This window comes from Methylosinus sp. DMC45, from assembly GCF_056313885.1.
The window spans coordinates 227,863-248,184 of record NZ_JBQUZK010000036.1; the positions used below are offsets into that span (position 1 = coordinate 227,863).

The 20,322-nt window shown below is 66.2% G+C and carries 16 protein-coding genes and 1 tRNA gene; 11 read left to right on the top strand and 6 right to left on the bottom strand.

Annotated features, from left to right (window positions below):
• The first annotated feature begins 261 nt into the window (after positions 1-261).
• From ACT53T_RS10610 to ACT53T_RS10625, 4 genes are read left to right on the top strand one after another with little or no spacing between them, the layout of a single operon-like run.
• Complete coding sequence (locus ACT53T_RS10610; RefSeq protein WP_476161154.1) at positions 262-1,359, top strand: formylmethanofuran dehydrogenase; 1,098 nt, start codon at positions 262-264, stop codon at positions 1,357-1,359.
• Positions 1,353-2,987, top strand: coding sequence for a formylmethanofuran dehydrogenase subunit A (locus ACT53T_RS10615; protein ID WP_476161155.1), 1,635 nt, complete (start codon positions 1,353-1,355; stop codon positions 2,985-2,987). The genes ACT53T_RS10610 and ACT53T_RS10615 overlap by 7 nt, the downstream gene beginning before the upstream one ends.
• Positions 2,975-3,880, top strand: a complete 906-nt coding sequence (fhcD, locus tag ACT53T_RS10620; protein ID WP_018267750.1) for a formylmethanofuran--tetrahydromethanopterin N-formyltransferase — start codon at positions 2,975-2,977, stop codon at positions 3,878-3,880. The genes ACT53T_RS10615 and fhcD overlap by 13 nt, the downstream gene beginning before the upstream one ends.
• Positions 3,881-4,693: a formylmethanofuran dehydrogenase subunit C gene (locus ACT53T_RS10625; RefSeq protein WP_400765762.1), complete on the top strand. Its 813-nt coding sequence runs from the start codon at positions 3,881-3,883 to the stop codon at positions 4,691-4,693. It abuts the gene before it with no gap.
• Positions 4,694-4,731: 38 nt separating this feature from the next.
• Here ACT53T_RS10625 and ACT53T_RS10630 read toward each other — a convergent pair whose 3' ends face one another.
• Complete coding sequence (locus ACT53T_RS10630; protein WP_476161156.1) at positions 4,732-5,214, bottom strand: MarR family winged helix-turn-helix transcriptional regulator; 483 nt, start codon at positions 5,212-5,214, stop codon at positions 4,732-4,734.
• An 84-nt stretch (positions 5,215-5,298) separates the two neighbouring features.
• Between ACT53T_RS10630 and ACT53T_RS10635 the strand changes: the two genes are divergently transcribed.
• The 4 genes from ACT53T_RS10635 to ACT53T_RS10650 all read left to right on the top strand — a co-directional run bounded on the left by ACT53T_RS10635 (position 5,299) and on the right by ACT53T_RS10650 (position 9,044).
• Positions 5,299-5,694, top strand: coding sequence for an ester cyclase (locus ACT53T_RS10635; RefSeq protein ID WP_476161157.1), 396 nt, complete (start codon positions 5,299-5,301; stop codon positions 5,692-5,694).
• Between the two features lie 177 nt (positions 5,695-5,871).
• The gene (gene pqqA / locus ACT53T_RS10640; RefSeq protein ID WP_198290198.1) at positions 5,872-6,069 is read left to right on the top strand and encodes a pyrroloquinoline quinone precursor peptide PqqA; all 198 of its coding nucleotides are present in this window, start codon (positions 5,872-5,874) and stop codon (positions 6,067-6,069) included.
• Positions 6,070-6,457: 388 nt separating this feature from the next.
• The gene (locus tag ACT53T_RS10645; RefSeq protein WP_476161158.1) at positions 6,458-7,900 is read left to right on the top strand and encodes a PepSY-associated TM helix domain-containing protein; all 1,443 of its coding nucleotides are present in this window, start codon (positions 6,458-6,460) and stop codon (positions 7,898-7,900) included.
• A 106-nt stretch (positions 7,901-8,006) separates the two neighbouring features.
• Positions 8,007-9,044: a cytochrome-c peroxidase gene (locus ACT53T_RS10650; protein WP_476161159.1), complete on the top strand. Its 1,038-nt coding sequence runs from the start codon at positions 8,007-8,009 to the stop codon at positions 9,042-9,044.
• Positions 9,045-9,103: 59 nt separating this feature from the next.
• Here the strand turns inward: ACT53T_RS10650 and ACT53T_RS10655 are convergent, their stop codons facing one another.
• Positions 9,104-9,469 carry a TIGR02300 family protein gene (locus ACT53T_RS10655; protein WP_018267742.1) on the bottom strand — a complete coding sequence of 122 codons (366 nt, stop codon included), beginning with the start codon at positions 9,467-9,469 and terminating at the stop codon, positions 9,104-9,106.
• 238 nt (positions 9,470-9,707) lie between these two features.
• Between ACT53T_RS10655 and ACT53T_RS10660 the strand changes: the two genes are divergently transcribed.
• Positions 9,708-9,781: transfer RNA gene (locus ACT53T_RS10660), tRNA-Gly, on the top strand.
• A 13-nt stretch (positions 9,782-9,794) separates the two neighbouring features.
• On the opposite strand, the gene ACT53T_RS10665 is transcribed toward ACT53T_RS10660, so the two are convergent.
• The 4 genes from ACT53T_RS10665 to ACT53T_RS10680 form a co-directional block, all read right to left on the bottom strand.
• The gene (locus ACT53T_RS10665; protein WP_476161160.1) at positions 9,795-12,110 is read right to left on the bottom strand and encodes a Tex family protein; all 2,316 of its coding nucleotides are present in this window, start codon (positions 12,108-12,110) and stop codon (positions 9,795-9,797) included.
• Between the two features lie 253 nt (positions 12,111-12,363).
• The gene (locus ACT53T_RS10670) at positions 12,364-13,890 is read right to left on the bottom strand and encodes a hypothetical protein (RefSeq protein ID WP_476161161.1); all 1,527 of its coding nucleotides are present in this window, start codon (positions 13,888-13,890) and stop codon (positions 12,364-12,366) included.
• Positions 13,891-14,168: 278 nt separating this feature from the next.
• Complete coding sequence (locus ACT53T_RS10675; protein ID WP_476161162.1) at positions 14,169-15,107, bottom strand: glycosyltransferase family 2 protein; 939 nt, start codon at positions 15,105-15,107, stop codon at positions 14,169-14,171.
• On the bottom strand, positions 15,104-15,532 hold the full coding sequence (locus tag ACT53T_RS10680) for a GtrA family protein (protein WP_476161163.1): 429 nt from the start codon (positions 15,530-15,532) through the stop codon (positions 15,104-15,106). Before ACT53T_RS10680 ends, ACT53T_RS10675 begins: the two co-directional genes overlap by 4 nt.
• 713 nt (positions 15,533-16,245) lie before the next feature.
• Here ACT53T_RS10680 and ACT53T_RS10685 point away from each other — a divergent pair.
• Positions 16,246-19,452, top strand: a complete 3,207-nt coding sequence (locus tag ACT53T_RS10685; RefSeq protein WP_476161169.1) for a helicase-related protein — start codon at positions 16,246-16,248, stop codon at positions 19,450-19,452.
• 250 nt (positions 19,453-19,702) lie between these two features.
• The coding region (locus ACT53T_RS10690; protein WP_476161164.1) for a sugar phosphate nucleotidyltransferase at positions 19,703-20,322 on the top strand (620 nt) is incomplete at its 3' end.

The window sequence follows — 20,322 nt, forward strand, 5'->3', positions numbered from 1 at the left end:
AGAGTCCGGCCTGCGACTCTGGATTGCTTCGCCTTCGGCTCGCAATGACGCCGGCCGGTTTGTCGGGCCTCGACCCAGTGAATAGAATTGGGGCGCTTCGTTGTCTCGACTTCCTGCGCCGTGGCTGATAGGCATAGCGCGCGACGCAGGCTCCGGCGAGGGGCCGCGCCGCTCTTGCCTTCGCTTTCGGCCGTCGCGCCGGGAGCGGACAAAAAATGCCTGGGCGCAAACCCGGGCGTGGTGGAAACATCGGTTGGGGCAATGAGCAACGCGACGCTCGACGGCAAATCCATTTCTTCCGAAGACGCCTACGAACAAGCGGCCAAAATCCTGCAAGCCGCGAATTTCCCCCTCGTCGCCGGTCTCGGCGCCGATGTGGCGGGAGCAAAGGCCGCGATCCTGCTGGCCGAGCGGCTGAGAGGCGCTTTCGATCATCTCGCCTCGCGCGATTCGCTGACCGACCTCGAGGTCGTCCGCTCCGCGGGGATATTCGTGACGACGCCCAATGAGGCGCGCGTGCGCGCCGACCTCGTGCTGCTGGTCGGTCCGGGGCTCGCGGGCTATTGGCCGGCGATCTTCGATCGCCTCGCGCTCGACAAGGAGACGGTCCACGGCGGCAAGACCAAGCGCCGCGTGCTCTGGGTCGGCCCCAAGCGGGGCGAGGCCAAGATCGAGGGCGTCGAGGTCGAGACCATTCCGGCGACCGAGGCCGAGCTTCCCGGCGTGCTGGCGGCGCTGCGCGCGCGCGTCGGCGGACGGCCCGTGGCGCTTTCGGCGGCCGCGGCCAAAAAGCTCGACGCGGCTGCGGATGCGCTGAAATCGGCGCGTTTCGGCGTCGCCGTCTGGGCGGCGGCCGGGCTCGACACGCTGATGGTGGAAATGCTGCAGGGCATGATCACCGAGCTCAACGCCACGACGCGCTTCACGGGCGTGCCGATCGGCGGCCGCGCCGACGCCACCGGCGTGCTGCAGACCTCCGCCTGGATGACCGGCTTTCCGCCGCGCACGGGCTTTGGCCGCGGCTATCCCGAGCACGACACCTGGCGCTTCGAGGCGAGCCGGCTCGTCGAGAGCGGCGAGGCCGACGCCGCCTTGTGGATTTCCGCCTATGACGGCGAGCCGCCGCCCTGGGAGGCGGCGGATATTCCGCTCATCACGCTCGGACCGCCGGGCTCTGCGCCCAAGCGCGGGCTGTTCATCGCCGTCGGCAAGCCGGGCGAGAATTACGACGCGGTGGAATTCGCGCAGGAGACCAGCTCCATGGTGCTGCGGCGGGCGAGCGCGCCGGCCGAGCTGCCGAGCGTGGCGCAAGCCATCGCCGCCATCAGCGCCAAATTTTCGGAGGACTTGCCGTGCTGATCTGCCTTCGCGGCGGCCATATCGTCGATCCCGTCAATGGCGTGGACGGCGTGGGCGATCTCTATATCGAGGACGGCCGCATCGTCGCGCCGCCCGCCGGCCGGACGCCGGACGTCGAGCATGACGTCAGCGGCCATATCGTCATGGCCGGCGCCATCGACATTCACTCCCATATCGCGGGCGGCGGCGTGAACACCGCCCGCCTGCTGCTGCCGGAGGCGCATCGCGCGCATCGGCCGCGGCCGGCCAACACGCCGCTGTCGACGGCCGGCTGGTCCACCTTCGAGACCGGCCGCCTCTATGCGCAAATGGGCTACACCACGGTCATAGAGCCGGCGGTTTCGCCCCATCACGCGCTGCACGCCCATCTCGAGCTCGCCGATATTCCGATCATCGACAAGGGCTTCCTGACGGTGCTCGGCAATGAGGATTTCCTCCTCTCCGGCTTCCGCGACGGCGCGAGCCAGGATTCGGTGGTCGATTACATCGGCGCCACGCTGGAGGCGACGCGGGCGATCGGCGTCAAATGCGTCAACGCCGGCGGCGTCGACGCCTTCAAGCAGAATGTCCGGCACTTCTCGCTCGACGATGTGGTGCCGGAATATGGGCTCTCGTCTCGCGAGATATTCCAGACCCTGCAGCGGGCGGTGAACGCCACCAAGATCCGCCATCCGCTGCATCTGCACATGAATAATCTCGGCCTCGCCGGCAATATCGAGACGGCGGTGGCGACGATCGAGGCCTCGCAGGGCCTGCCGCTGCATCTCGCCCATATTCAATTCTACGCCTATGGGCTCGAGGGCAAGAACGGCTTCTCCTCGGCGGCCGCGCGGCTGGCCGAGACGGTCAACGCCCATAAGAACGTCACGGTGGACGTCGGTCAGGTGATGTTCGCCGACATTGTGACGATCTCCTCCGATGTGATGAAGCAGTTCAACAGCCTGCCCGGCGCGCGGCCGAAGAAGGGCGTCATCTTCGACGGCGACTCCAACGGCCTCGGCGTCTCGCCCTATTCCTACCGCGTGTCGGACTTCTACAATGCGGTGCAATGGGCGGCGGGCCTCGAGCTGTTCCTGCTGATCGACGATCCGATGCGGGTGTTCTTCACCACCGACCATCCGAACGGCGCGCCCTTCACCACCTACCCGGAAGTCTTCGCCCTGCTGATGAGCGCCGACAAGCGCGCGCAATATTGCTCGCGCCTGCCGGCCGATGTGCTGGAGCTGACCAATCTTCCGGCGCTGAAGCGCGAATATTCCTTCTATGAGATCGCGACCATGACGCGGGCCGCGCCGCGCAAGCTCTATGGCTTCGAGGATCGCGGCCAATTGGGCGTCGGCTCGGTCGGCGATGTCGCGGTCTACAAGCCGCAGAAGGACAAGGCGGCGATGTTCCGCAGCGCCGCTTACGTCTTCAAGGACGGCAATCTCGTCGTGCGCGACGGCAAGGTCTCGCATTACACCAAGGGAAGGACGCTGCGCGTGCGGCCGGAATACGACCGGGCGATCAACAGCCGCCTCGACAAATATTACGACGGGCTCTACGGCCTGCCGCGCTCCCTGTTCGAGGTGCAGGACGCCGCCCTCCCCAACGCCGACGCCTTTGCGGAGGTCCCATGCCGCAGCTGATCCGCAAGGGAATTCGCATCGACGAGAGCTTCGCCGAGGCCTTTCCGATGACCGGCTCCGGCGTGGTCGTCACCGCGCCGACCCGCAAATGGGCCTTGCAGGCCGCGACCACCATGACCGGCTACGCCACATCGGTCATCGGCTGCGACTGCGAGGCCGGCATCGACCGCGAATTGTCGACGCGCGAGACGCCGGACGGGCGTCCGGGCGTGCGCGTGCTGCTCTTCGGCTTCTCGCCCAAGAGCGTCGAGAAAGCGCTGGTCAATCGCATCGGCCAATGCGTGCTGACCTGCCCCGGCTCGGCCGTCTTCTCCGCCTTCGACGGCGAGGCGAAGATCAAGGTCGGCGACTCCATGCGCCAATTCGGCGACAAATGGCAGATTTCCAAGGCGATCGACGGCCGCCGCTACTGGCGCGTGCCGGTGATGGACGGCGAGTTCCTGGTGGAATCTTCCGTCGGCCTCACCAAGAAATCGGTCGGCGGCGGCAATCTGCTCATCATGGGCGAGGATTGGGCCAGCACCATGCGCGCGACCGAGGCCGCGGTGGAGGCCGTCCACAAGACGCCCGACGCCATCGCGCCCTTCCCGGGCGGCGTGGTCCGCTCCGGCTCCAAGGTCGGCTCCAAATACAAGGGCATGGGCGCCTCCACCAATGACGCCTATTGCCCGACGCTGCGCGGCGCCACCAATAGCGCGCTCGACGCCGATATCGGCTGCGTGCTGGAGATCGTCATCGACGGCCTCACCAGCGAGGCGGTCGCGGCGGGGATGCGCGCCGGCCTCAAGGCGATCATCGCGCTCGGCCCCAAGAATGGCGCGAAACGCGTCGGCGCCGGCAATTACGGCGGCAAGCTCGGCCCCTTCCACTATCATCTGAAGGATCTCGTGTAAGTGAAGCCGCTTCTCTTCACGCTGAAAGCCGAGCCCGACCAGCGGCTCGACCTCTCGCCCCTGACGCCCGATCGGCTCGTCGGCCGCTCGGCGAAGGAAATCGAGTCCCTCTCCATCGGCACGACGCGCGAGAGCGTGACGGTCGGCGACATCTTCAAGGTGAAGCTCGGCGACGTGACCTCGGTGCGCTTCGACGGCGGCTCCGACCGCTTCGATCTGCTCGGCGCCAAGCTGCTGCCGGGCTTCGCCATTCATGTCGAGGGCGATGTGGGCGCGCAGCTCGGCCGCGCCGCCAAGGGCGGGACGATCACGGTCGCCGGCGACGCCGGCCCCTACGCCGCCTCGCAATCGGCAGGCGCCAATATCGATATTTACGGCGACGCCGGGGATTTCCTGGGCGCGCCGCTCGCGGGCGAGATTCCCGGCATGTCCGGCGGGCGCGTCGTGGTGCGCGGCAGCGTCGGCGCGCGCGCCGGCGATCGGCTGCGCCGCGGCATCATCATCGTCGAGGGCGACGCGGGCGAGGATCTGGGCTCGCGCGCCATCGCCGGCACGATCATCGTGCTGGGGACGGCCGAGGGCGAGCGCATCGGCTATCTCAACAAGCGCGCAACCATCGTGCTCTCCGAGCAGCGCGAGCTCGGACCGACCTATGTCGATTGCGGCGTGCATAATCTCGGCTTCGCCAAGCTCTTCGCCAAATCGCTGGCGGGAGAGAGCCGCGGCGCCTCGCGCCTGCTCTCCGGCCGTCTGCAGCGCTTCGCCGGCGACACGGCGGTGTTCGGCAAGGGCGAGGTGCTGCTGCCGGCGTGAGCTACGCGCAGCCGCGCTCGATACGCCGACGTCGAACCTCAGCCGCTCGACGAGCGCTCGCGCCCTTGCGCTGCGTCTCGCCTTCGGCCGTCTTCCAGCCCGGATGCGAGCGTCGCGAGCAGCGTCCGCGCCGCGGCGATGTCCTCGATCTGCATTTCAGCGGATAGAGCCTCCATCCACTCGGCTTGCAGCTTCATCACCTCTCGATACGCCGCCGCTCCCTGCGGCGTAGGGCCGAGCAGCTTTGCGCGCGCGTGCTTCGGATTGGGGCTGTAGCGCGCGAATCCGTCCCGCGCCAGCTCATCGCCCAAACGTTGGACGCCCTGCCGGCTCTGCGACAGGCGGCGGCCGATGTCCGCTATGGTCGCCGCTCGGTGGACGATGACGCCCATGACCTGCCAACGGGCGGCGGTCAGTCCAAAGGGCGCGGTGAGCCTGTTGCCGAGCTCCGTCAGGCGGCCCGCGGTCAGCAATATTTCCCATATGAGCCCGCTCAGGGCGTCGCCGCGCGACTGAGGCATGATCGATCTCCCTGAACAGCCGAGATATTGACAATATATTGTCAAAATGACAAAAGACAATATGTTGTCAATGGAGGGAGCGTCATGACGCCGGCGGAGCTCGTCGAAGGCCTCTATGAGGATTGTCTCAACAAACGTCGGCTGGACCGGCTGGGCGATTATCTGACGCCGGATTTCATCGGCGCGAATGGCGAAAGCGGCCCGGAGGGTTTCCGGCGGACGATCGAACGCATGGTCACGGCCTTTCCCGACCTCCGATTTGAGATCGAGGATTTGTTCGCGGCCGACAACAAAGTGTGCCTGCGCTGGCGATTCTGCGCCGCGCAGCTCGGGCCGCTGGCCGGAGTCGCTCCGACGGGCAAAATGGTCGTTCAAGAGGGGATCGCCATCTATCACGCCGGCGACGGCAAGCTCGCCCGGGCATGGCTGCAGGTCGATCGTTTGGGAGTCTTGCAGCAGATCGGAGCGGCGACGCCATGACCGCGCCCCCGCGGCGGGAGACCCGATCCGCCTCTATGGGAGGATTGCCCGACCACAAGCGCGCCCGGCCGCCGCGGCGAATGTCGTTCCTCTCGCAACTTCCATGGGTTGCGACGAGGTCGGGAAGATTTGAAAACACGCTGTCTCAATTTGCCGAATTGCGCGTGGCATAGCTTCATGCTACTCAATCGCCCAGCTCAAACCTGCCAAGCTCATGCGGCCAAGCGCGATTGCAGCGAGAAGCGGGATGAGACATTCGCCTCGAAAGGGCGATTTCTTCGAACGGAGGAGATGAACATGGCATGGACCGCCCCGGTGATCGTCGAAGTCTGCGTCGGCATGGAAATCACCAGCTACGAATCCGCTGAAATCTGAACGGATTTCGCGCTCGCCGCTTCTGTCATGAAGCGGCCGAATTCAGCGAGCCGGTAAGAAGCCCGCTCTCCTCGCGGAGGCGACCTTCTTACCGGCTCGTCATTTTTTGCGCGCCAGCGCCTGCCGCGGTCGGGCGCCGCTCGTCCCTGCCGACGCCATAATGCGCGAAGGCTCGCGTCGGCCCTTCTCGCGCGACGCCCCCTCTCGCGCGACGGCCCCATCGACGTCTTCCAATGCGACGTCCCCTTGCGATCTCGACAATCGCACGGCCCCGGCGTTACGCTCCCAATGAGACGGCCGAGCTTTTCATCGGCGAGCCATCACATCGAAGTTGAGAAAAGACACGACCGGCCCGCGGCGGGCGCCGGCGTCGTCGAGGAGGCCAAATATGACTATGATCGTCCGCAATCTCGTCGGATCGCGGGATGCGTCCGTCCGTTCCGCGGCCTATCGCACCATCTGGCGCTGGCATTTCTATGCGGGGCTGTTCTGCCTGCCCTTCGTCGTCGTGCTGTCGCTCAGCGGCGCGGTCTATCTCTTCAAGCCGCAGATCGACGCCTGGCTCGACCGGCCCTACGACCATATGGCGCTGAATGGCGCGCCGCAATCGCTCGACGCGCAAGTGGCGGCGGCGCAGGCGGCTCTGCCCGACGCGCGGCTGACCGCGCTCGAGCTGCGCGCCGATCCGACCGACGCCGCCCGTGTGACCTTCATGACCGGGCGCCGCGGCTCCGAGGATTTCGCGATCCAGCGCGTGCTGGTGCGTCCCGACACGCTGGAAATTCTCGCGGTTCAGGACGACAAATACCGCCCGTCGCAGCTCGCCTCCGCCATTCATGGCGATCTGCTGCTGGGGACGCCCGGCCATGTGCTGCTGGAGCTCGCCGGCGCCTGGGCCATCGTCATGATCGTCAGCGGCCTCTATCTCTGGTGGCCGCGCGACGCGAAAGGCTTGGCCGGCGTCGCCTATCCGCGCCTCGCCGAGGGCGGCCGAATTTTCTGGCGCGACCTCCACGCCGTCACCGGTCTGTGGGTGTCGTTTTTCGCTCTGTTCCTGCTCGTCACGGCGCTGCCCTGGACATTGGTCTGGGGCGAGAGTTTCCGCTATATGCGCAATATCGGCGAGACGATGCTCGTCCATCCCGATTGGACGACGGGACCCGCCGACGCGCGGGAGCAGCGCAAGGAGCAGTTCCAGCAAGCCGCCCCCGCGCCGAGCGAACATGCGGAGCACCATGCGCATCACGTCGCCGCCGGCGCAATGACGGCGACGCGCGTCGGTTTCGATCGAATCGCGCCGATCGCGGCCGGGCTCGGTCTCGCCGAGCCGGTGACGATCTCGCCGCCCGGCCCGGAAGGCGCCGCTTGGAAGGTCCAATCGCGAACGCAGAACCGCCCGCTGCGCAGGACGATCGAATTCGACCCGGCGAGCTTCGAGCAATTGCGCGAGACGGGCTTCGCCACGTCTCCCCTCATCGACCGCATCTTCGGAATCGGCGTCGCCGCGCATGAGGGGCAGCTGTTCGGCTGGCTCAATCAGCTGCTCGGCCTGCTGACTGTCATCGCCTATCTGCTGCTCGTAGTCTCTTCCGTGGTCTTGTGGTGGCGGCGACGCCCGCGCGGCGCCCTGGGCGCGCCGCCGGCCTTCTCACCCGAGCCGCGCCTCGCGCCATTCATGCTGAGCCTCATCCTCGCCCTCGGCCTCTTCCTGCCGACGCTCGGCCTGTCTCTCCTCGCCGTGATCGCGGCGGAAACAGTCATCCGCCGCGCTTTTCCGAGCGCGAGCCGCTGGCTCGGATTGCGCCCGATCGGCGCCGCGCACCAACCCTAGCTGCGAAGTATGATTTTATGAGAGCCGGCCTTGCCGGCTCTCATAAATCGATACAGGATGCGCCCGCCGGAGCCCCAGCTCCCGCTACGAGAAACGGCGGACCATCATGACTTCCACCATAAAAATTTCCGCGCTGGTCGGATTTGCGGCTGCGGGATTGTGCCTCGCCGCGACCGCTGTCGCGGCCGGCGCCGACGTCGCGCTCCTTTCCGACGCCAAGCGCGTTTTCGCGCCTTTGCCGGCCTCGCCGAGCGCTACATCCGCCCAGGCCGAGCTCGGCCGGCGGCTGTTCTTCGAAAATCGCGTTTCCGCCGACGGCAATATCAGCTGCTCGCATTGCCATTTGCCCGAGAAGCAGGGCGCCGACGGGCTGCCGAAATCCTTCGGCGTGCTCGGCAAGCTCAATCCGCGCAATGCGCCGACGATCTTCAACGCCGCTTTGCAGTTCAAGGCGCATTGGCGCGGCGATCGCGAATCGATCGAGGATCAGGCCGAGAAATCGCCGACCGGCGCCGTGAGCTTCGGCAATCCCGATTTCGCGACGGTGATCGCCAAGCTGAAATCCATCCCCGGCTATACGGAGGCCTTCGCCAAGGCCTTCCCCGGCGAGGCGGACCCGGTGACACAGAAGAACTGGGGCAAGGCGCTCGGCGCCTATGAGCGCACGCTGCCGCAGCCGACGCGCTTCGACGCGTTTCTGAATGGCGACGCCAAGGCGCTGACGCCGGCCGAGCAGGAAGGCCTGCGCAAATTCGTCGATGTCGGCTGCGCCGGCTGTCACGACGGCGTCGGGCTCGGCGGAACCGCATTCTCCAAATTCGGCGTCGTCGAGGACTATTGGAAGCAGACGGGCTCCAAGGACCCGGACAAGGGCCGCGCCGATGTGACCAAGAATGACGCGGACCTCTATGTCTTCAAGGTCCCGAGCCTGCGCAATGTCGCCAAGACCGGCCCCTATTTCCACGACGGCTCCGTGGCCGAGCTGCCGCAGGCCGTGCGCGTGATGGCCAAGGTGCAATTGGGCGCGAACCTCTCCGACAAGGATGTGGCGGCGATCACCGCTTTCCTCGGCGCGCTGACGCAGCCCGTGCCGGCCAATTACTCCGCGCTCACGCCCTTCCCGGACGAGCCGGCGAAAAAATAAATCGCAACAACAGCGCAAAAAAAGCGGCGGCCCCGAAAACAGGGGCCGCCGTTTTCGTCTCAGCCTTCTTCATCCGTGTCGATGTCGCCATCGATGAGGCCGGCGACGTCGTCGTCCTCCTCTTCCTCGTTCTCGAGGAAGGTGTCGTCCTCCTCCGCGGCATCGTCGATCTCGACGTCCTCGTCCGCCTCGATCGATTCGGCCTTGTTCTCGGCGGCCTCCACCTCGTCGAGCGAGACGATCTCCGCATCCTTCTCGCCCTCGGCGCCCTCATCGGGATCGACATTGCGGGAGGCGATTCGCGACGTCACGATATGGAAAATCGCTCCGCACTTCGGGCAGACGACCGGATCCTTGTTCAGATCGAAAAATTTCACGCCACAAGACTGACATTGGCGCTTGGCGCCGAGTTCGGGTTTGGCCACGGTCCTTGCATCCTCGAGATAGAGCGGTGTGGGACCGCCCGTGGAGACGTTGGTCGGGCGCTCGGTTAGTTTGCCCTTGCCCGGCTGTCAAATGAGAAATCGAACGCGAGCCTGTCAAGCCGCACGCGCCGAAAAGCCCCGGATTGCGCGCGAATCGCCGAAAATCGCGCCTTTGGAGCGGCGCCGGCCGCGCGAGAGCATTGCCAAGCGCGGCGCGACTTGGCATATCTGCTCCGCCGCGGGTGTAGCTCAATGGTAGAGCAGCAGCCTTCCAAGCTGAATACGAGGGTTCGATTCCCTTCACCCGCTCCAGCTTTCGCTCCGCTCACCGACCATTCTTCTGCGGCGTGCGCATCGCCGCCAGCAGCGCCTCGCCCAGCGCGCCCGCGCCCTTTTGCGGCTCCGGCTGGCGCATCTGGCGCGGGCTCGCGCCGCCGCCGTCGCGGCGCTGGCCGCCCGACGGAGCCTGGCGCTGATCCGGCGTGTCGTCGAGCCGCATGGTGAGCGAGATGCGCTTGCGCGGCGCGTCGATCTCCAGCACCTTCACCTTGACGATATCGCCGGGCTTGGCCGCCTGACGTGGATCCTTGATGAAGGTCTTGGACATTGCGGAAATATGGACGAGCCCGTCCTGATGCACGCCGACGTCCACAAAGGCGCCGAAGGCCGCGACATTGGTGACGACGCCCTCGAGAATCATGCCGGGCTTCAGATCGGAAATCTTCTCCACGCCCTCCTGGAAGGTCGCGGTCTTGAAGGCGGGGCGCGGATCGCGGCCGGGCTTCTCCAGCTCGGCGAAAATATCGGTGACGGTCGGCAGGCCGAAATTCTCGTCGACGAATTGCGCCGGCCGCAGCTTGCGCAGCTCGGACGCATTGCCGATGAGCTGCTTTATGTCGGTCTTGGCGGCGGCGAGAATGCGCCGCACCACAGGATAGGCCTCTGGATGCACGCCGGAGCGATCGAGCGGATCGTCGCCGTCGACGATGCGCAAGAAGCCCGCGCTCTGCTCGAAAGCCTTCGGCCCGAGACGCGGCACTTTCTTCAAGGCTTCGCGCGTGCGGAAGGGGCCATTGGCGTCGCGATGCGCGACGATGTTGGAGGCGAGCAATTCGCCGACGCCGGACACGCGCGCCAGCAGCGGCGCTGAGGCGGTGTTGACGTCCACGCCCACGGCGTTCACGCAATCCTCGACGACGGCGTCGAGCGAATGGGAGAGCTTCACCTCGGAGACGTCGTGCTGATATTGGCCGACGCCGATCGCCTTGGGCTCGATCTTCACCAGCTCGGCGAGCGGGTCTTGCAGACGGCGCGCGATCGACGCCGCGCCGCGCAGCGACACATCGAGATCGGGCAATTCGCGCGAGGCGTATTCCGATGCGGAATAGACGGACGCGCCCGCCTCCGAGACGACGATCTTGGTGAGCTTCAGCTCCGGGAATTTCGACATGAGATCGCCGGCGAGCTTGTCGGTCTCGCGCGAGGCCGTGCCATTGCCGATGGCGATCAGCTCTATGGCGTGCTCGCGCGCCAGCTTGGCGAGAATGGAGAGCGATTCGTCCCATCGCCGTTGCGGCTCATGCGGATAGATCGCCGTCGTCGCGACGATCTTGCCGGTCTTGTCGATGACGGCGACCTTGACGCCGGTGCGGAATCCCGGATCGAGGCCGAGCGTCGCGCGCGCGCCGGCCGGCGCCGCGAGCAGAAGATCGCGCAAGTTCGCAGCGAAGACGCGAATCGCCTCATCCTCCGCGAGACGCCACAGGCGCGTGCGCAGATCGACGGAAAGATGCAGCTCGATCTTGGTGCGCCACGCCCAGCGCACAGTGTCGAGCAGCCAGCGGTCGCCCGGGCGGCCGCGATCGGCGATGACGAAACGCTGCGCGATCTGCCCCTCATAGCCGACGGCGCCTTCGCTCGGCTCGGCGACCATCTCGAGATCGAGAATCTCCTCCTTCTCGCCGCGGAACATCGCGAGAATGCGATGCGACGGAAGCTTGGTGAGCGGCTCGGAGAAATCGAAATAATCGGAGAATTTCGCGCCCGCCGTCTCCTTGCCGGCGCGCACTTTCGATTTCATCAGGCCTCGCGTCCAGAAGGTCTCGCGCAGGCGGCCAATGAGATCGGCGTCTTCCGCGAATCTCTCGACGAGAATGGCGCGCGCGCCCTCGAGCGCGGCGGTCGCGTCGGCGACATTCTTCTCGGCGTTCACGAAAGGCTCGGCCTGCGCTTTCGGCTCGCGCTCGGGATGGCCGAGCAGCGCTTCGGCGAGCGGCGCAAGACCGGCCTCGATCGCGATCTGCGCCTTGGTGCGGCGCTTGGGCTTATAGGGAAGATAAATATCCTCGAGCCGCGCCTTATTGTCGGCGTCCATTATGGTCGCGCGCAACGCGTCGTCGAGCTTGCCCTGCGCTTCGATGGAATCGAGAATCGCTTTGCGGCGGTCTTCCAATTCGCGCAAGTAACGCAGGCGCTCTTCCAGATGACGCAGCTGGATATCGTCGAGCTGGCCCGTCGCCTCCTTGCGGTAGCGGGCGATGAAGGGCACGGTCGAACCTTGATCGAGCAGAGCGACGGCCGCCTCCACCTGCCAAGGTTTCGCGGAGAGCTCCGTGCTGATTCGTTCGACGATCGACGCCATGCGCTATCCCTGTCGGCTGTTTCTCAAAAGAGGCGCGTTTTAGCGTTCGGCGCGGCGCCAAGTCAAAAGCCAAATGTCACGAGCGAAATTCTGTGGACATCCCCGGCGCGTCGCGCCACCTCGCTTCCCTCAAGGTCGTCAGGGCGAGGCGCGAAAGCGACGAAGCAATCCAGGGGGGGGCGCCCCACGGCTCTAGTTTGCTTCGCTTCGCTCGCAATGACGACGAGGAAATATCTCGCGGATGCATCGCCCGCTATTTGCGCGAATCGGGAAGATGCGGGTGATCCGGCCAACAGCTTCGCTGCTCGACCTCGAGCCGAGCGCCCTCGCTCGCCGCGAGCCATGGCGGAACCGTCGCCGCATGCGCGAGATAGTTGGTCGGAAAGACATTCGATTCGGTCTTGCGCCAGCTCGTGAGCAGATTGCAGTCGCTGATCGCGAAAGCGGGCGCGAGGAGCGTGCGCTTGATCTCCGTCGCCGGCGTCGCCGCGGAGATGATCACGAGCGTCGATATCGCCGAGGCGAGCAGGCCGCCGTCGCGCGGCGTCGCCACCGCGATCCCGGCGAAGGCGAAGGCGAGCAGAAACAGCGCCGGAATGGAGGCGCGCATAGCGAGATCATTGTTCGGGCCGAAGGAATAGAGCGGAAGCAGCAGCAGGACCAGGATCGAAGCCGAAAGCAGCGCACGATCGCTCGCCGCGAGCAGCGTCCGCTGCGCAAGCACGATCGCCGCATGGGGGATTTCGACGAGGATGAATGCGACATAGAGAAGAAGAAAGCCGGGCGTCGCAACGAGCCAGCCATGTGGCACCGAGCCCGCGTCGATCGTCAGATAGAGGGCGATCGGCAGAAAGCAGAGTCCGGCCGCGCCGGCGGCGATATTGCGCGGCGTGAACAGGCCGCGGCCGAGGCGGAGCGCGCCGAGCGCGACGAGCGGCGCGGCGCCGGCCGCTGCGAGCGGCGACCAGAGCAGCGTCGTCGCGAAGAGGCTGGCGAGGATCGCGAGATCGATCTCCTCGCGCACGAGAAGCAACAGCAGCAGCGCCGTCCACCAGCCCGGCAACGCATGATTGGGAACCCAGAACAATTGCGTCACATGCGAGGAATATTGAATCGCCGAATTCCACCATTCGAGATGAGCGGGCAGATCGAACCCGTCGCGCAACAGCTGCGGAGCGACGTCGAGGCCGCTGAACAGGACGAAGAGCGCGAGGAAAGGCGCGACGCGTCCCCCGGCGAGCAGCGCGACGAAATAGAGACAGCCTGCGAGCAGCAGCGCATTCTGCGCCAGCAAAGCGACATGCGCGCCGAAGAGCCCGGTGACGCGGCCGATGGCGGCCGGAAGGAGATACATGCCGAGCGGCGCGCGCAACAGATAGTCCTCGCCTTCGTGGCGATAGTAGAGCGGCAGGCCTTTGCGCGTGAGATCGGAGAGGACGGCGTCGCGCATGAGCCAATCGGCCGTTGCGTAGAAGAGATGCGTCTCCCCGCCGAGAAGGAGCAGAGCGAGGGCGAACGCGAGGCAGGCCGCGAGCTTTTTCGCGTCTATGGGCGCGGCGACGACTCCGTCCGGCTTCGGACGAAAGGTGAAGAGCAGGAAAGCGGCGAGCGCCGAACCCACAACAATGCTCGTCGCAGCGACGGCGCCGAAGACGAAAGCGAGCGCGACATTGGAAAGAAGAAAGACGAGAACGCTCGCCTGCAGCAAATGCAGATTGCGCAAGGCGCGCGGCGCGCGCGCGGCTGTATCTTCCCTATGGGTCAGCATCGTCGCGGTCATACTCACCCTCCTAGCGCGCCTTCGGACACATTTTGTCGGAACGCGCTCCAAAGCAATTTGAGTTCGCATGAACTTTTCCGAAAACCGCTTCGCGATTTTCTGAGAACATGCATTGATCGTCTCGTCACTCGAACCAAGGGCCCTCTCCCTCACTCTCCCGAGCTGCGCGGGAGAGCGGGCGAGTCGACGTTTCGCGAAGCGTCGATGAACCGCCGACTCTGCTTCCTCTCCCGCAAAGAGGTCGAGGGCCGGTGGGCGCCTCCATTGGCGGGAAGCTGCTAGAAGTTGATGCGCTCGCGTTCGAACACCACAGGCTTGCGCCTCACCTGCGAATGTATGGCGAGAATATATTCGGCGAGCACGCCTATGGAGAAAAGCTGCACGCCGCCGAAGAAGAAGACGGCGACGATGATCGTCATCATCCCGGGCTGCGCGAGCTGGCGGAAGAAGATCAGCCCGAGCGCCAGGCTGACGAATGCGTAAGCGAGCGCCAGCGCCGCAATGCCGAAGCCGAGAAACAGCAGCAGACGCAGCGGCGCCGGCGTGAAGGTGACGAGGCCGTTGAGGCCCTGATCGATGAGCCGCGGCAGATTATTGGAGGTGACGCCGCGGCGGCGCTCGACCCAGCGATAGGGAACGCCGACGGCGGTGAAGCCGCATTCGAATGTCATCATGCGCATGAAGGGATAGGAATCGTCTATGCTGCGCATGGCCTCGACGACCTTGCGATCGACGAGCTGAAAATCGCCGACGCCGGGTGGCAGCGTGAATTCCGAGAGGCCGGTGAGCACGCGATAATAAAGGCCGCGCGCCATGCGCATGACGGCGCCCTCCTCGCGAGTCTTGCGGATGCCATAGACGATCTCGTTTCCTGCCTCCCACAGCTTCACGAATTGCGGCAGCAGCTCCGGCGGGTCTTGCAGATCGGCGGGCAGGAACAAGAGAACCACATCGCCGCTCGCCGCCATCACGCCATTGAAGTTGGAGCGCATCGGCCCGAAATTGCGCGCGTTGAGAATGACCTTCACGCAAGGATCGCTCGCGGCCAGATCGCGCAATATTTCGGCGCTGCGATCCTTGGAGGCGTTGTCGCAGAACACATGCTCGCGGCGATAATCCTTCAGCTCGCCGTCGAACAGCGCGGCGACCCGCGCATGGCATTCACGAATGTTCAGCTCTTCATTATAGCAGGGCGTGACGATGGAGATGGTCTTCATGCGCCGCCGGCTCCGCTGCGGAAGACGAAGTCGCGATTGAGGAGATAAGACAGCGTCGCGAGCATCGGCGTCAGCGCCGCCTGCGCGAGCGCCGCCTCGGCGCCCAAATGCTCGAGCGCGCGCAAGGCGAGCGCGTCGACGATGAAGAGCGCTGCATAGACGGCGATGAAGCGGCCGAGAAAGCGCGGGTCGGCGGAGCCGAAAACGAGGCGGCCGATCGAGAGAAAGTTGAACGCGGCGCCGATCGCCGTGGAGACGCCGGCCGCGACGGTCGAGTCCTGCGTGGCGCGCCAGACGAAATAGAAGATCGCATAGCCGAAAGCCGTGTTGAGCAGGCCGACGGCGAAGAATCGCAGCGCCCGCGGGCTCGGCGCGAGAGCGAGCGCGGCGACGCTCGATCGGAAGTCACGCTTGTTTTCTGCCAATGCTCTGTCCATCCGCTGGGCGTCGCTGTCGCGGCGGATCATGGCTTACGAAAGGTTAACGCTCGGCTTACGCCGCAGCGCGTCACGCGCTCGCGCAACGCAGCGCGTTAACCCTGCCGACGTCGCGCGATTCGCATTGGGGCGGCGCGCGAGCGCGCGACAGGCCGGGCGAGAGACGCTCCGGGCGCTGCGAGCGCGCGCCGAGACGGCCGATTTCGAGACGAGGAGGTAAATGCGGCTCGGTCTTCCGCGCCCCGGCGCGGCGCGAAATAGCGCGTCGGCCGGGCGAAAGCCTCGAGACCTCGCGGGAACGGCGCGGCAACACGGCGAGATCGCCGATTCGTGCGCGGTCCGTTCCGGCAAGATTCCAAAGCTTAACGCCGTCGTCGTCGGGACGTCGCAATTGGCGTGTTGACAAGAAGGCGCGGCGGAGTCCGCGCGCTTCCCTGCGCGACGCGCCGCACACAGCTGCAGCAAAAGACGAGATTTGGAAGCCATAGCGTTCGCAGGCGCGAGGAGCAACCATATCTCGAGCGAACAGAGCGTGACTCGAAAAGCGTCGTCGATTCGGCCGCGATTCGTTCGACGCCTGTTCGAAGCGTAAAATAGCGCGATCTTCGCCGTTCCATTCCGGGACGATCGCCGCTATCGATTCGGGGAGCCGGGCTCGCGTCGAGGCTCGAGGTGAAATATAAAGAAAAATCATGAGCCCCATGCTCACCGCCAAAAAACCGGCCGCGCCGGGCGTGCGACCGTCGACCGCCGGCGTCGCCGCCGTTCTGGGGCCGACCAACACCGGCAAGACCCACCACGCCATAGAGCGAATGCTCTCTTATCCGACGGGCATGATCGGCCTGCCGCTGCGTCTGCTCGCGCGCGAGGTCTATACGCGCGTCGCCGAGCGCGTGGGGACGGAGAATGTCGCGCTCGTCACCGGCGAGGAGAAGATCAAGCCGCGCGCGCCCAGCTATTGGATCTCGACCGTCGAGGCCATGCCGCGCGATCTCGATGTGGATTTCGTGGCCGTCGACGAAATTCAGCTCGCCGCCGACCTCGACCGCGGCCATGTCTTCACCGATCGCCTGCTGTTTTGGCGCGGGCGCGTGGAGACGCTGCTGATCGGCGCGGAAACCATGCGCTCCTTGATCGAGCGGCTGCTGCCGGGCGTTCCCATCTTCACACGGCCGCGGCTGTCGCATCTCGCCTTCGCCGGGGAGCGCAAGCTGGCGCGGCTGCCGCCGCGCAGCGCCATCGTCGCCTTCTCGGCCGAGGACGTCTACGCCATCGCCGAATGGATCAAGCGTCAGCGCGGCGGCGCGGCCGTGGTGCTGGGCGCGCTCTCGCCGCGCACGCGCAACGCCCAGGTCGATCTCTTTCAAAATGGCGACGTCGATTACATCGTGGCCACAGACGCCATAGGCATGGGCCTCAATCTCGACGTCGACCACATCGCCTTCGCCGCCGACCGCAAGTTCGACGGCTGGCGCCATCGCCGATTGACGGCGGCGGAAATGGGGCAGATCGCCGGCCGCGCCGGCCGCAACATGAATGACGGCACTTTCGGCAGCACCGGCCGCTGCCCGCCCTTCGACGAGCAGACGGTGGAAGCGCTCGAGAATCATTGGTTCGATCCGCTGGTCGCGCTGCAATGGCGCAATGGCGATCTCGATTTCGATTCGATCGAGGCGCTGACCGAATCGCTGGAGCGCGCCTCCCCCGACGAATGCCTGCTGCGGGCGCGCACCGCCGAGGATCAGATGGTGCTCGAGGTCGCCGCGCGCGACGAGACTGTGCAGCGCAACACGAAAACAATTGCAGATATTATGAGACTCTGGGACGTGTGCCAGATTCCAGATTATCGCAAGACCTCGCCGGCCGCTCATGCGGAGCTGGCGCTCGCCGTCTATGGCTATGTGGTGCGCCGCGGATTGATCCCAGGCGATTGGTTCGCAAAGCAAATCGCCGCCGTGGACCGCATCGACGGCGACATTCACACACTGTCCGCGCGGCTCGCCCAGGTGCGCACCTGGACCTTTATCGCCAATCGTTCCGGCTGGCTCGAGAATCCAGAGCATTGGCAGAGCGTCGCGCGTCAGGTAGAGGACAGTCTGTCCGACGCGCTGCACGAACGCCTCACGCAGCGTTTCGTCGATCGCCGCACCAGCGTGCTGATGCGCCGCCTGAGAGAGAACGCGATGCTCGAAGCCGAAATCACTACTGCCGGCGACGTTATGGTCGAAGGTCAGCATGTCGGACAGTTGCAGGGATTTCGTTTCACGGCCGACCCGCAGGCCACGGGCGAAGCGGCGAAGGCGTTGAACGCCGCCGCGCAGCGGGCGCTCGCCGGCGAGATAGAGGCGCGCGCCGCCCGCGTGTTCGACGCGGTGGACGACGCTTTTCTGCTCGGCAATGACGGGACCATTCGCTGGCTCGGCGAGCCTGTCGGCAAGATCGCGCCCGGCGCCGCCGTGCTGACCCCGGTGGTTCGCCTGCTGGCCGACGAGCAATTGACCGGCGCGGCGCTGGAGAAAGTGCAGCAGCGGCTCGATCTGTGGCTGGCCCAGCATATAAAGAAGCTGCTCGGCGCGCTGGAGGAGCTGGAGAAGGGCGAGGGGCTCGAGGGCGTTTCCCGCGGCATCGCCTTTCAGCTGGCCGAGGAGCTCGGCGTTTTGGAGCGCAGCCGCGTGGCGCGCGACATCAAGACGCTCTCCCAGGAAGACCGCGCCGCCCTGCGCAAGAAGGGCGTGCGCTTCGGCGCCTATCACCTCTATCTGCCGCAGCTCTTGAAGCCGGCGCCGCGCTCGCTCGCCGCCCTGCTCTGGGGCTTGAAGCATGGCGGGCTCGACAATCTCAAGGGCCTCGAGGAGGTGCCGCATCTAGCCGCCTCCGGCCGCACTTCCTTCGCCGCCGATCCGGCGATCTCCAAGGGCTTCTATCGCGCCGCCGGCTTCCGCGTCTGCGGCGAGCGCGTGGTGCGCGTCGATATTCTGGAGCGGCTCGCCGATCTCATCCGCCCGGCGAGCGCCTATCGCCCCGGCGTGACGGCCGGCGATCCGCCGCCCGGCGCCGCCGATGGCGAGGGTTTCGTCGTCACAGTGGCGATGACCTCGCTCACCGGCTGCGCGGGCGAGGCCTTCGCCTCCATTCTGCGCTCGCTCGGCTATCAATCCGCCGAGCGTCAGGGGCCGGCGATCACCGTGCCGCTGCTGGCCAAGGCGGCGACCGAGCCGCTCGCGCCGGTTCCGGCCGCGGCCGAGGAGAGCGCCGAATCGGAGAGCGGCGAATCGGCCGCTGAGCCGGTCGAAGCGCTCGAGCCTGTCGCCGAGGCCGTGGCGGCGACGGAGGAGGCTCCCGCCCCCGCCGTGGAAGAGATAGCCGTGGAGGAGGCGCCGGCGGAAGAGGCGCCTGCGCCGCAGGAGCCGGCAGCCATCGCCGCCGAGACGGAAGCGAGCGAGACCGAAGCGAGCCCGGCCGAGGCGAGCGCCGAGCCGACCGCGGCCGAGCCCGCGCCGATCGAGATTTGGACCTTGCAGCGTCATGTCCCGCAAGCGCCGCGCCGGCGTCAGGGCGGCGCTCCGGGCCAGGAGGAAGGCCGCGCGCGGCCGGCCGGCGAGCGCCCCCGCGGTCCGCGCCAAGGGCATGGGCAAGGCCAGGGCGGCGGCCGGCGTCCCGAGCAAGGCGAGGGCGAGCATCGGCCGCGCCAGGACGCCCGCAAGGAGAGCGGCTTCCGCTCCGGCGGCAAGCCGCGCAGCGACGGGCCGCGCGGCGACAATCGCCCGCCGCGGGACGACCGCCGCCGCGGCAATGGCTTTTCCCCGCCGCCCGAAAGACGGGAGAAAGAACGTCTGCCCGATCCCGATTCGCCCTTCGCCAAGCTGCTGGCGCTGAAGGCCGAGCTCGAAAAAAAGGGCAAGAGCTGAAATTTCGCCTCAAATGACTGGTGATGTCGGCCCCGTTCCGAGCGCGCAGATTCGCTCGAAGCGATTGCGCCGACTTGCCAAATCCTGGTCGTTCGGCCTATTGCTGACGTAATCTTTGGCGCATTGGCGCAGCCTATGCTAGCGGGCCTCGTCGACCCCGACTTGCGGGCCGTGGGCGAGATCCGGTTCGTCGCCGTCGTCTCATAAGGAGCGCGGCGCTGGACAACGGCCTTCCACCGAAAGGCGATACATGACGAAGATACTTCCTGTCATAATGTGCGGCGGGGCGGGCACGCGCGTATGGCCCGAATCGCGGGAAACTCTCCCGAAACAATTCATTCCGCTCATCGGCGAGCTGTCGACCTTCCAGACGACCATTCAGACGCTGGCGGACGAGGCCTTCGACAAGCCGGTCATCATCTCCAACGCCGATTATCGCTTCCTCGTCACCGATCAGCTGCGCGCCATCGGCGCCGCGGCCGATATCGTCCTCGAGCCCACGCGGCGCGATTCGGCCGCCGCTGTCGCCGTCGCCGCCGGCGCCGCCGCGCGCCGCTCGCCGCAGACCATCGTCGTCGTGCTGGCCGCCGATCATGTGGTGCGCGACCCCAAAGGCCTCGTCGAGCTCTGCAAGAAGGCGGCTTCCGCCGCCGCGGACGGCTATATCGTCACGCTCGGCGTCAAGCCCGACCATGCGGCCACCGGCTATGGCTATATTCGCCCCGGCGAGCGCATCGCCGGCGACGTCTCCAAGCTCGAGGCCTTCGTCGAAAAGCCCGATCGCGAGACCGCGCAGCGCTATATCGACGCCGGCTATTTGTGGAACAGCGGCAATTTCATCTTCCGCGCCGATGTGATGCAGGCCGAGAT

Coding starts and splice junctions, on each gene's coding strand:
- ACT53T_RS10670 (WP_476161161.1), bottom strand. CDS start 13,890: ATGACCGCGACGATGCTGACCCATAGGGAAGATACAGCCGCGCGCGCG.
- ACT53T_RS10610 (WP_476161154.1), top strand. CDS start 262: ATGAGCAACGCGACGCTCGACGGCAAATCCATTTCTTCCGAAGACGCC.
- ACT53T_RS10650 (WP_476161159.1), top strand. CDS start 8,007: ATGACTTCCACCATAAAAATTTCCGCGCTGGTCGGATTTGCGGCTGCG.
- ACT53T_RS10675 (WP_476161162.1), bottom strand. CDS start 15,107: ATGAAGACCATCTCCATCGTCACGCCCTGCTATAATGAAGAGCTGAAC.
- ACT53T_RS10665 (WP_476161160.1), bottom strand. CDS start 12,110: ATGGCGTCGATCGTCGAACGAATCAGCACGGAGCTCTCCGCGAAACCT.
- pqqA (WP_198290198.1), top strand. CDS start 5,872: ATGCTACTCAATCGCCCAGCTCAAACCTGCCAAGCTCATGCGGCCAAG.
- ACT53T_RS10635 (WP_476161157.1), top strand. CDS start 5,299: ATGACGCCGGCGGAGCTCGTCGAAGGCCTCTATGAGGATTGTCTCAAC.
- ACT53T_RS10685 (WP_476161169.1), top strand. CDS start 16,246: ATGCTCACCGCCAAAAAACCGGCCGCGCCGGGCGTGCGACCGTCGACC.
- ACT53T_RS10645 (WP_476161158.1), top strand. CDS start 6,458: ATGACTATGATCGTCCGCAATCTCGTCGGATCGCGGGATGCGTCCGTC.
- ACT53T_RS10630 (WP_476161156.1), bottom strand. CDS start 5,214: ATGCCTCAGTCGCGCGGCGACGCCCTGAGCGGGCTCATATGGGAAATA.
- fhcD (WP_018267750.1), top strand. CDS start 2,975: ATGCCGCAGCTGATCCGCAAGGGAATTCGCATCGACGAGAGCTTCGCC.